11 protein-coding genes are annotated in these 10,068 nt (G+C 73.1%); 4 read left to right on the top strand and 7 right to left on the bottom strand.

Features of this window, described 5'->3' with window-relative positions; genetic code table 11:
- Window positions 1-400: 400 nt before the first annotated feature.
- Window positions 401-2,020, top strand: coding sequence for a chaperonin GroEL (groL, locus tag IE170_RS13585; protein ID WP_114058065.1), 1,620 nt, complete (start codon window positions 401-403; stop codon window positions 2,018-2,020).
- A gap of 80 nt (window positions 2,021-2,100) precedes the next feature.
- On the opposite strand, the gene IE170_RS13580 is transcribed toward groL, so the two are convergent.
- Together IE170_RS13580 and IE170_RS13575 are read right to left on the bottom strand one after the other, a co-directional pair.
- On the bottom strand, window positions 2,101-2,610 hold the full coding sequence (locus IE170_RS13580; RefSeq protein WP_229884718.1) for a Uma2 family endonuclease: 510 nt from the start codon (window positions 2,608-2,610) through the stop codon (window positions 2,101-2,103).
- Between the two features lie 220 nt (window positions 2,611-2,830).
- The gene (locus IE170_RS13575) at window positions 2,831-3,262 is read right to left on the bottom strand and encodes a GNAT family N-acetyltransferase (protein WP_189809603.1); all 432 of its coding nucleotides are present in this window, start codon (window positions 3,260-3,262) and stop codon (window positions 2,831-2,833) included.
- Window positions 3,263-3,320: 58 nt separating this feature from the next.
- Here IE170_RS13575 and IE170_RS13570 point away from each other — a divergent pair, with 58 nt between their 5' ends.
- On the top strand, window positions 3,321-3,920 hold the full coding sequence (locus IE170_RS13570; protein ID WP_189809602.1) for a phosphoribosylanthranilate isomerase: 600 nt from the start codon (window positions 3,321-3,323) through the stop codon (window positions 3,918-3,920).
- Between the two features lie 36 nt (window positions 3,921-3,956).
- Here the strand turns inward: IE170_RS13570 and cpt are convergent, their stop codons facing one another.
- Window positions 3,957-4,493 (bottom strand): chloramphenicol phosphotransferase CPT, encoded by a 537-nt coding sequence (gene cpt, locus IE170_RS13565; RefSeq protein ID WP_189809601.1) that lies wholly within the window; start codon window positions 4,491-4,493, stop codon window positions 3,957-3,959.
- Window positions 4,494-4,658: 165 nt separating this feature from the next.
- On the opposite strand from cpt, the gene IE170_RS13560 reads away from it, so the two are divergent.
- Window positions 4,659-5,261, top strand: coding sequence for a Uma2 family endonuclease (locus IE170_RS13560; RefSeq protein WP_189809600.1), 603 nt, complete (start codon window positions 4,659-4,661; stop codon window positions 5,259-5,261).
- Between the two features lie 3 nt (window positions 5,262-5,264).
- On the opposite strand, the gene IE170_RS13555 is transcribed toward IE170_RS13560, so the two are convergent.
- Window positions 5,265-5,651 carry a protease inhibitor I9 family protein gene (locus IE170_RS13555; RefSeq protein WP_189809599.1) on the bottom strand — a complete coding sequence of 129 codons (387 nt, stop codon included), beginning with the start codon at window positions 5,649-5,651 and terminating at the stop codon, window positions 5,265-5,267.
- 365 nt (window positions 5,652-6,016) lie between these two features.
- Between IE170_RS13555 and IE170_RS13550 the strand changes: the two genes are divergently transcribed.
- Window positions 6,017-7,204, top strand: a complete 1,188-nt coding sequence (locus IE170_RS13550) for a S8 family peptidase (protein WP_189809598.1) — start codon at window positions 6,017-6,019, stop codon at window positions 7,202-7,204.
- 346 nt (window positions 7,205-7,550) lie between these two features.
- Here IE170_RS13550 and IE170_RS13545 read toward each other — a convergent pair whose 3' ends face one another.
- The 3 genes from IE170_RS13545 to IE170_RS32600 all read right to left on the bottom strand — a co-directional run.
- The gene (locus IE170_RS13545) at window positions 7,551-7,925 is read right to left on the bottom strand and encodes a hypothetical protein (RefSeq protein WP_223856231.1); all 375 of its coding nucleotides are present in this window, start codon (window positions 7,923-7,925) and stop codon (window positions 7,551-7,553) included.
- A 28-nt stretch (window positions 7,926-7,953) separates the two neighbouring features.
- Complete coding sequence (locus tag IE170_RS13540) at window positions 7,954-9,447, bottom strand: PTS transporter subunit EIIC (RefSeq protein WP_189809597.1); 1,494 nt, start codon at window positions 9,445-9,447, stop codon at window positions 7,954-7,956.
- 50 nt (window positions 9,448-9,497) lie between these two features.
- On the bottom strand, window positions 9,498-10,068 hold a 571-nt coding region (locus IE170_RS32600), incomplete at its 5' end, for an N-acetylmuramic acid 6-phosphate etherase (protein ID WP_229884717.1).

The raw sequence follows: 10,068 nt of genomic DNA, 5'->3' as shown, positions 1-10,068 counted from the left end.
AGGGTCCGCATCCTGAGGAGGGGTGCGGGCCCTCCGTGTGTTCCGGGACGGGCCGCCGCCCGCAGCCGCCCGCCCGCGCCCGCCCGCCCGCCTGCGGCCCTCCCGCCGTCCGTCCGCCCGCCCGCCGGCGCCGCGCCGGGCGTGTCGCCTGCGGTGGCCGGGGATGGCGGGAAGCCGCTTGCACTCGCGGGGGTCGAGTGCTAATCATTGGCGTTAGCACTCTACGAGTGAGAGTGCTACTACACAGGACCGGGTCGGTGAGGCCCGCAGGCCCGGCGGGAAGGAACCGCCGGTCACGCAGGCCGTCCGTCGCGGGCGCGGACGCGGTCCGGAGCAATCCACCCCTCCCCGCGCGCCTGGCGGCGCAGGGGGAAACCCCAGTCCTGGAGGACCACTTCAGATGGCCAAGATCATTGCGTTCGACGAGGAGGCCCGGCGCGGCCTCGAGCGCGGCATGAACCAGCTCGCCGACGCCGTCAAGGTCACCCTTGGCCCCAAGGGTCGCAACGTCGTCCTTGAGAAGAAGTGGGGCGCCCCCACGATCACCAACGACGGTGTCTCCATCGCCAAGGAGATCGAGCTCGAGGACCCGTACGAGAAGATCGGCGCCGAGCTGGTCAAGGAAGTCGCCAAGAAGACGGACGACGTCGCCGGCGACGGTACGACCACCGCGACCGTCCTCGCCCAGGCGCTCGTCCGCGAGGGCCTGCGCAACGTGGCGGCCGGCGCCAACCCGATGGCCCTCAAGCGCGGCATCGAGAAGGCCGTCGAGGCCGTCTCCGGCGCCCTGCTGGAGCAGGCGAAGGACGTCGAGACCAAGGAGCAGATCGCTTCCACGGCCTCCATCTCCGCCGCCGACACCCAGATCGGCGAGCTCATCGCCGAGGCCATGGACAAGGTCGGCAAGGAAGGCGTCATCACCGTCGAGGAGTCCCAGACCTTCGGTCTGGAGCTCGAGCTCACCGAGGGCATGCGCTTCGACAAGGGCTACATCTCGGCGTACTTCGCCACCGACATGGAGCGTATGGAGGCGTCCCTCGACGACCCGTACATCCTGATCGCCAACTCCAAGATCAGCAACGTCAAGGACCTGCTGCCGCTCCTGGAGAAGGTCATGCAGTCGGGCAAGCCGCTGCTGATCATCGCCGAGGACGTCGAGGGCGAGGCCCTGTCGACCCTGGTCGTCAACAAGATCCGCGGCACCTTCAAGTCCGTCGCCGTCAAGGCCCCGGGCTTCGGCGACCGCCGCAAGGCCATGCTCGGCGACATCGCCATCCTCACGGGCGGCACGGTCATCTCCGAGGAGGTCGGCCTCAAGCTGGAGAACGCGGGCCTGGACCTGCTGGGCCGCGCCCGCAAGGTCGTCATCACCAAGGACGAGACCACCATCGTCGACGGTGCCGGTGACAGCGACCAGGTTGCCGGTCGCGTGAACCAGATCCGCGCCGAGATCGAGAACTCCGACTCGGACTACGACCGCGAGAAGCTCCAGGAGCGCCTCGCGAAGCTGGCCGGCGGCGTGGCCGTCATCAAGGCCGGTGCCGCGACCGAGGTGGAGCTCAAGGAGCGCAAGCACCGCATCGAGGACGCCGTCCGCAACGCGAAGGCCGCCGTCGAGGAGGGCATCGTCGCCGGTGGTGGCGTGGCCCTGCTGCAGGCCTCCTCGGTCTTCGAGAAGCTGGAGCTGGAGGGCGACGAGGCCACCGGTGCCGCCGCCGTCAAGCTGGCGCTCGAGGCCCCGCTGAAGCAGATCTCCGTCAACGCCGGCCTCGAGGGCGGCGTCGTGGTGGAGAAGGTGCGCAACCTGACCCCGGGCCACGGCCTGAACGCCGCGACCGGCGAGTACGTCGACATGATCGCCGAGGGCATCATCGACCCGGCGAAGGTCACGCGTTCCGCCCTGCAGAACGCCGCGTCGATCGCCGCGCTGTTCCTGACCACCGAGGCCGTCATCGCCGACAAGCCGGAGAAGGCCGCCGCCGCTCCGGGCGGCATGCCGGGCGGTGACATGGACTTCTGATCGGCCCCGCGCTGATCGGCTGTTCTCGACCGAGGGCGGCACCCCTTCCATCCGGAGGGGGTGCCGCCCTCGGGCGTGTTTCAGGCGGGGGACTGGAATCCGGCCGTGTCGAACTCGAAGCCGAACGGCTCCGCGATGGTCAGTGGCTTCCCGAAGGGCATCGTCTGCCGGGAGCGGTAGCCGTGCGGCGAGGGGTCGGAGAAGCAGGTGATCTCCGACTCCTGCATGTCGACGATCAGGTAGACGGGCACCAGGCGGCCGTACACCTCCAGCTTCTCCAACCAGTCCGCATCCCTGGTCGAGACGGAGGTGAACTCCGCGACCAGTGACAGGGCGTCGGCGTCGGCGTGGCCGCCGTCCGCCTCGAAGGCGGCCTCGTCGGCCACGAAGAGATCGGGTCCGTACGCTCGCGCGGCTTCCGGGAACCGGAAGAGGAAGGGCGCGATGTCCGCCACGTGTCCTTTCGGAGCATGGGCCCCGAGCTGCTCACGCAGTGCCCGCATGGGGCGGTAGTAACGCAGCTTGGACCACGGCGACACGACGATCTTCCCCCGGATGAGCTCGGCCTTGAAGCCGTCTGGCGTGTGCATTTCCTCGACGGTTCGCAGAAGACGCTCGAACGTCGGCGGCGATGCAGTCTCTATCGTGGTGTCACGCTCGATCATGATCGTCACCGTCGTCCTCCCTGGATCGGGGTAGCCGTGCTGTGAGGCGGGCACGTTCCAGGCTAGGGGCGGAACTGCCGTCACGCCCGGATACAGGCGGAGCGCCACCCGTGCGGGCGGCGCTCCGGGCGGTGCGGGGGTCGGTTCAGGACGCCTCGAGGGGCTTCAGGAGGTAGACGTCCTCGTGGCCGCCGGGGAAGCCGGGGATGCGGGCGGTCTCCTCGTAGCCGTGGCGGGCGTAGAAGGCCGGCGCCTGGAAGGTGAACGAGGACACCATGATCGAGCGGCAGCCGCGGGCAGCGGCCTGCGCCTCCGCCGCGGCGAGGAGCCTGCCGCCCCAGCCGTCGCGGCGGCTGTCCTCCCGCACCCACAGCAGCGCGATGCCCGCCCGGTCGCCCCAGGTCCAGCCGCTGAGCCCGCCGACGAGGTTCCCCTCGGCGTCGTCCACGCGCACCGTGAACTCCTCGGGGGCGCAGCCGGAGGCCTCCTTGTTGAAGGCGTCGAGCTCCTTGCCGAGCCGTTCGTCGAGGCCGGAGTCGGGACCGCCGGTGGTGAGGGCGTGCGTCGTGTCGGTCATGGCGTCCAGTCTTCAAGACCGGCCGGGGCGGGTCACCCGAATTTGTTTCACTGGGTGCATGAGCGACCTCTTCGTGAAGATCTGCGGTCTGAGGACCGCCCGCGACGTCGACGCGGCCGTGGCCGCGGGCGCCGACGCCGTCGGGTTCGTCTTCGCCCCCGGCAGCCCCCGCACCATCGGCGCCGCGGCGGCCCGGGAGCTTGCCGCGCGCGTGCCCGCCGGGGTCCTGACCGTGGGCGTCTTCCGCGGGCAGCCCGTCGAGGAGGTCCGGCGCCTCACCGAGGAGAGCGGCGTACGGGGCGTGCAGCTGCACGGCGACGAGGGCCCCGAGTTCTACGGCGCGCTGCGCGCGGAGGGCCGCACCCTGTTGCGGGCCACCGCGCTGCGGGTGGAGCGGTGCGGGGAGTACGGGGAGGACCTCCTGCTGATCGATGCCCCCGACCCGGGCTCCGGCAAGCCGTGGAACTGGGCCGCGCAGGAGTTCACGGCCCCGCGCGGGCGGTGGCTGCTGGCCGGCGGCCTGGATGCGGCGAACGTGCGGGAGGCCGTGGAGACGACCGGCGCCTGGGGCGTGGACGTCTCCAGCGGCGTCGAGGGCGAGCGGGGCGTGAAGTCCCCGGACTTGATCAGGGCGTTCGTCGCGGCCGCCCGCGGCTGAGACGGGGGCCGCCGCCCGGCCCGCCCGGCCCGCCCGTCAGCGGACGACGCGGGCGGCGATGGCGCGGGCGCAGTCCAGGGACTCGGTGTGCGTGGTGTCGACCTCCACGTCGTAGACCATCCCCTGGTGGACGGCCTCGGCCTGGAGGGCGGCCATGCCGGGGGCGCGGTCGCCGCGGGCGGTCTCGCGGCCGGCGGCCACCTCGGCCTTGCAGCGCACCCCGACCCAGAGGACGTCCAGCCCTCCGAGCACGGCCTCCCACCGCTCGCGGGACTCGGCGCCGCCGAGGAAGACGTCGTCGACGACGATCCGGGCGCCGGCCCGGGCCATCTCGGCGACACCGGCCCGCCAGGCCGCCTCCAGCGCGGCGAACGCCGGCCCGGTGCTGACGGCGCCGTCGGCGCCGATGTCGAGCCCGGCGTCCGAGTGCTGCATCGCCGCCGGCATGGTCTCGATCAGGGTGTCGACGCCGATGGCGAGCCACGGCTCGGGCAGCACGGCCTGGAGGCAGCGGGCGATCCCGGACTTGCCGGAGCTGGAGCCGCCGTTGAGGACGATCATCTGTGTGGCCACGGCGCCACGATAGGCCCGTACTTCCGTGGCCCGGCAACCGGATTTTTCACCACGGCAGCTTCCTGTGCGGACCCCCCGATCGTGGGACGCTGGACGGAAGTGGCTCCGGCCACTACACCGTCGACTTACGTTCGCTGGCATATGCCACAGGAGAGGGGGCCCGCGATGACCGAAGCCGTGGTCGAACCCGGCCGTGACGCGGACGGGGGCACGTGGGAGTACCTGCTGCAGAGCTGGCGTGGCCTGGACGTGCCTGAAGGCTGGCGCGCCGAGATCGACGGAGGACTGATCAGGTTGGTGCCGCCGCCCCACCGCCATCACAACGCGATCGTGGACAAGGTCCAGCGCGCCTTGTATGCAGTCCTGTCCCCCGATCAGGGCATCTACCAGACGCTGGGCGTCCACATCACCCCACTGGACAAGCTGTACGTGCCAGACCTGGTGGTCGTCTCGTCCCAGCTGGTGGAGGACGTGGAGGGGGAGGTCTCCGACCCGGTCGACGCGGCCGAGGCGGCGCTGGTTGTGGAGATCACCTCCAAGAACAACGCCGACGATGATCGTAAGAAGAAACTCTGGGCGTACGCCCATGCCCCCGTCCCGGTGTACCTGCTCATCGACCGGTTCGACGGGCACGGGCCGACGGTCACCCTGTACACCGAGCCCCGCAGCGGCGCCTACGGGAGCGCCGCCCGGTTCGCGTTCGGGGAGCCGGTGGAGCTGCCGGCGCCGTTTGCGCTGACGTTGGAGACCGCCGGCTTCCCGCGGTGAAGGTCAGGCGGTCGCGCCGGCGCCGGAAGCCGGCCCGTCCTCTTCGACGGATTCCACCAGCGGCGTCCCCTGGAGGGCGGCGACCTGGTCGGGGGAGAGCGGTGCGGCGAAGCCGTTCAGGGCGTGCCGGTACACGTGCACCGGGGTGATGCCGTACGAGCGGGCGACGGTGCCGGGGTCGAGGCCGCGGCGGACGGTGATCAGATACGTCGGCCAGTCGGCCGGCGCCGCGGCCGGGGCCGGGACCGGGGCGGCGTGTGCGGCGGCGGGGCCGTCGCCGGCGGGGGCGTCGGCGGGCCGGGCGTGGGCGGGCAGGGCGGCTGCGGCGGTGGCGGCGAGCGCGGCGGCGGCGACGGCCGCGGGCAGGGTCCACCTCGGCTGGTTGCGCATGCGGTGAGGGCATCACGCGGGCCGGTGCCGGTCAACGACATACGGGGCGTGGCGCGGCCCCGGCGGGAGCACCGCCGGTGTGCGCCGGTGCGCCCCCACCGCCTGTCCGTAGGCCCGTACGGGTGAATTTCCGTGCCGTGGCCGCCCCGGGAGGGTGACCGTTTCTGCCCGCGGAGCGCCGGTGCGCGGCGCCGTCCCCGTACCGGACGCGGCCGTGCGGCCGCTTCTCGGCCATCCGGGCTGTGGTGCTCAAGCCGTCGCGCGCCACGGCCCGATGAAGGGGGAGGCCGCACCCCCGAGGCGTTCCCGGCGCCGACGGGGCGCGGCTCCGTCATGCCGCCCCCGCCCCCCTCATGGAGTCCCCCATGCGCCTGCTCACCGGTCTGGCGACCGCCCTCGCCCTCACCCTGGCCCCCGCCGCCGTCGCCGGTCCGGCTTCCGCGAGCACCCCGGAGCCGACGCCGGTCCCGCTGCTGACCGCGGAGAACGCGATCCCGGGCAAGTACATCGTCACCCTCGACGCCGGGGTGGACGGGGCGAAGCTGGCCGAACAGCTCAAGCTGAAGCCGTCGTTCGTGTACAGCAAGGCGGTGAACGGCTTCGCGGTGGCGATGACGACGAACCAGCTGGCCGCGGTCCGGCTGGCGCCGGGCGTGAAGTCGGTGGAGGAGGACGCGGAGGTGTCGGCGCCGCTGCAGCCGGCGGCCGCCGCCCCGGCGCTGCGGGCGCCGGCCGCGACGTGGGGCCTGGACCGGATCGACCAGCGGAGCCTGCCGCTCGACGGGACGTACACGCCGACCGGCAGCGGCGCCGGGGTGACGGCGTACATCATCGACTCGGGCATCGACTACCAGCACACCGAGTTCGGCGGGCGCGCCGTGTTCGGTTTTGACGCGATGGGCGACGGCCGGCAGGGCCTGGACTGCAACGGGCACGGCACGCACGTCGCGGGCACGGTCGCCGGCAAGACGTACGGGGTGGCGACGAAGGCGAACCTGGTGTCGGTGCGCGTGCTGGGCTGCGACGGGCGGGGCGCCTGGTCGGGGATCATCGCCGGCTTCGACTGGGTCGCGAAGAACGCCAGGCAGCCGGCCGTCGCGAACGCCTCCCTCGGCGGCGACCGCTCGACCACCGTCAACGCCGCCGCGACGGCGCTGTCGGACGCGGGCGTCCTGCCGGTCGTCGCGGCCGGGAACGAGGCGCGCGACGCGTGCAACGTGTCGCCGGCGTCGGCGGCCCGCGTCCTGACGGTCGGCGCGTCGAACGCGTACGACCAGGAGACGGACTTCTCGAACTACGGGCCGTGCGTGAACCTGTACGCACCCGGGCAGGACGTGGTGTCGGCGCGCCTCGGCGGGGGCACGGTCGCCCTGAACGGCACGTCGATGGCGTCGCCGCACGTAGCGGGGCTGGCCGTGCTGTACCGGCAGGCCCACCCGACGGAGACGCCGGCGCAGATCTACACGTACCTGAAGCAGAACGCGACGAAGGGCGCCCTGACCCGCGTCAGCACGGGCAGCCCGAACGAACTCCTGTACACGGCCGGCCTCTGACCCGCCCCCGGTCCGCCGGGCCCGCCCGGGCCGGCGGGCCGGGCTTCAGCACGCGAAGTCCTTGAGCGTCTCGGTGTTCAGCGTGATGCCGACCGGCTCGGGCAGCCGGACGAGGTCTCGGCGGCCGGCCGGGATTCGACGATGCGCGGTGTTCGCGGTGGGTGGCCGGTGGTGGGATTGGCCGGTTTCTGCCGGTCGATCGGCCGGTCCGGGCTGCCGGGCGGTCGCCGGGGCCGGGCCGTTCGGGCAGGCTGCGCGGCACGTCCGTACCGTTCGCGCCGTTCGGCAGGGGAACGGGCCGGGCCGCCGCCGCCACCGCGGCCGTACGGGGCTCTCGTACGGCCCGTCAGGCGGCGTCGCGGAAGTGCGCGAGCAGCGCGTCGGCCTCGGCGGTGTTGCCGGAGATGGTGTCGAAGGCGAGTTCCTCGGGCACGGCCGGGCCCCACAGCCAGCGGTGGTGGCAGCTGAAGCAGAAGACAAGTTCGAAGAGGAGGCCGTCGTCGGCGCCGAAGGCCCGCAGGCCCCACCCGGGGGCGAAGCACAGGCGGGCGTCCCCGGGCGGAATGGACGAGATCAGTTCGAGCGAGTCGGCGGCCTGCCGGCCGGTCCACCGGCTGACCACGGGGCCGGTCATGGGCCGGCCGTAGCGTTCGGGGCGGGCGGGGAGGCGGACGACCTCGACGACGGCTGCGGCTGCGACGGCTTCGGGGGGGAGCTGCATGCGGGCAGTCTGGCCGCCGGATCCACATTTACGCCATGGCAGGCGCGTTGGCCGGTGGGGCAGTGGCCGGATCTTTTCCCCCGTCGGTGTTCAGGTCCGCCAGCATGCGGTCGGTGAAGCCGAAGAACCAGGTGGCGGCGAAGCCCACGAGGTAGCCGACGGCGAGCCCGCCGGCATAGATCGCAGCGGTCGTGCCCACGCCGGAGCGGCCGTCCAGCAGCGGGAACAGCGCCCACCCGGACGGGCCGATGGCGGTCGAGCCGAAGACACTGCCCAGCTGGTTGAACAGGCCGACGAACGCACCGCCCGCGGCACCGCCCGCGCAGGCCGTGACGAAGGGCCGCCCGAGCGGCAGCGACACCCCGTAGATGAGGGGTTCGCCGACGCCGAGGAAGCCGGCGGGGAGCGCGGATTTGATGACGGTGCGCAGGGAGCGGTTGCGGGGCAGCCGGCAGTAGACGGCGAGCGCGGCGCCGACCTGGCCGGCACCGGCCATGGCGAGGATCGGCAGCAGGACCGTGTAGCCGCTCTGCTCGATGAGGGTGGTGTGGATGGGGATGAGGGCTTGGTGCAGGCCCAGCATGACGAGCGGCAGGAAGAGGCCGCCGAGGACGAGCCCGGCGAAGGCGCCGCCGGTGTGCAGGAGCCAGCCGGCGAAGGCGCCGATGGCCGCGGCGATCTCGCCGGCTAGGAACATCAGGCCGAAGAGGGTGGCGAGGCCGGCGGTCAGGACGGTGACGGTCGGGGTGACGAGGTTGTCGAGGGCCCCGGGTACCCAGGTGCGGCACCACTTCTCCACGCAGACGGCGAGCAGCGCGGCGGCGAGCGCGCCGAGGACGCCGCCCTGGCCGGGGGTGAGGTGCTGGCCGAAGGCGTCGATCTTCGCCACGCCCGGAAAGACGATGATCGCGGCGACGGCCCCGCCGAGGACGGGGGTGCCGCCGAACTCCTTGGCCGTGTTGTGGCCGACGAACACGGCGATGAGGGACATGAACCCGGAGGCGATGGCGGCGAGCGCGGGGACGACCGTGGGCAGCAGGCCCGCGTTGGCGAGGAGGCCGTTCAGGCCGGCGATGATGCCGCAGCCGATGAGGGCGGGGATGAGCGGGACGAAGATGTTCGCGACGCGGCGCAGCGCGAGCTTGACGGGGGTGGCGTTGCGGGCCTTGCGGTCGGCGCGCAGGGCGGCGCCGCGGGCGGCGAGGTCGTCGGCGGTGACGGTTGCGGTTGCGGTTGCTGTCGCGGAGGCGGGGGAGTCCGGGCGGGCGGCGGCCACGAGCGCCTCGAAGGCGGGGGTGACGCGCGCGACGGCGCCGGGCCCGAGGACGATCTGGTACGTGTCGTCCTCGACGACGCCCAGCACGCCCGGCAGCGCCCGCAGCGCGGCGTCGTCGACGAGGGAGCGGTCGCGCAGCCCGATGCGCAGCCGGGTCATGCAGTGCGCGATCGAGGTGACGTTGTCCGGGCCGCCGACGAGGGGGAGGATCGCGGCGGCCGTGTCGCGGTGCTTGTCTGAGGGCATGGGGTGATCGCCTTCGCCTTGTGTCGGGGGCGGGTGGGGTGGAGGGCCGGTCAGGGGGCGGTCGTCGGCTCTGGGCCGCCCGGCGGGGCGGCGTGGGCGAGGGCCGCGCGGAGGTGGCCGTGCGAGGCGGTGAGCAGGGCGGAGGCGGTCGGGCCGTCGACGCCGGCGAGGAGGACGAGGATCGCGGCCTTCACCTCGCCGCCCGCGGCGGCCAGCGCCGCCTCGACCTCGTCGTCGCCGGCGCCGGTGGCCAGGGCGACGATGCGGCGGGAGCGGGCGCGCAGCTTGTCGTTGGTGGCCCGCAGGTCGACCATCAGGTTCCCGTAGGTCTTGCCGAGCCGGATCATCGTGATCGTCGAGATGAGGTTGAGGACGAGCTTCTGCGCGGTGCCGGCCTTCAGGCGGGTGGAGCCGGTGAGCAGTTCGGGGCCGACGACGACCTCGATGCCGTGCTCGGCGGCCGCGGCGAGCGCGGAGCCGGCGTTGCAGGACAGGCCGACGGTGAGCGCACCGCGGGCGCGGGCGTACGCGACGGCGCCGAGCGCGTACGGGGTGCGGCCGGAGGCGGAGATCCCGACGACGCTGTCCTCGGCGGTCAGCTTCAGCGCGGCGAGGTCGGCG

This window comes from Streptomyces toxytricini, assembly GCF_014649915.1.
Classification (GTDB): Bacteria; Actinomycetota; Actinomycetes; order Streptomycetales; family Streptomycetaceae; genus Streptomyces; species Streptomyces toxytricini.
The sequence above is the reverse complement of the archived record's forward strand: the minus strand, read 5'-3'. Positions and strand labels throughout refer to the sequence as shown.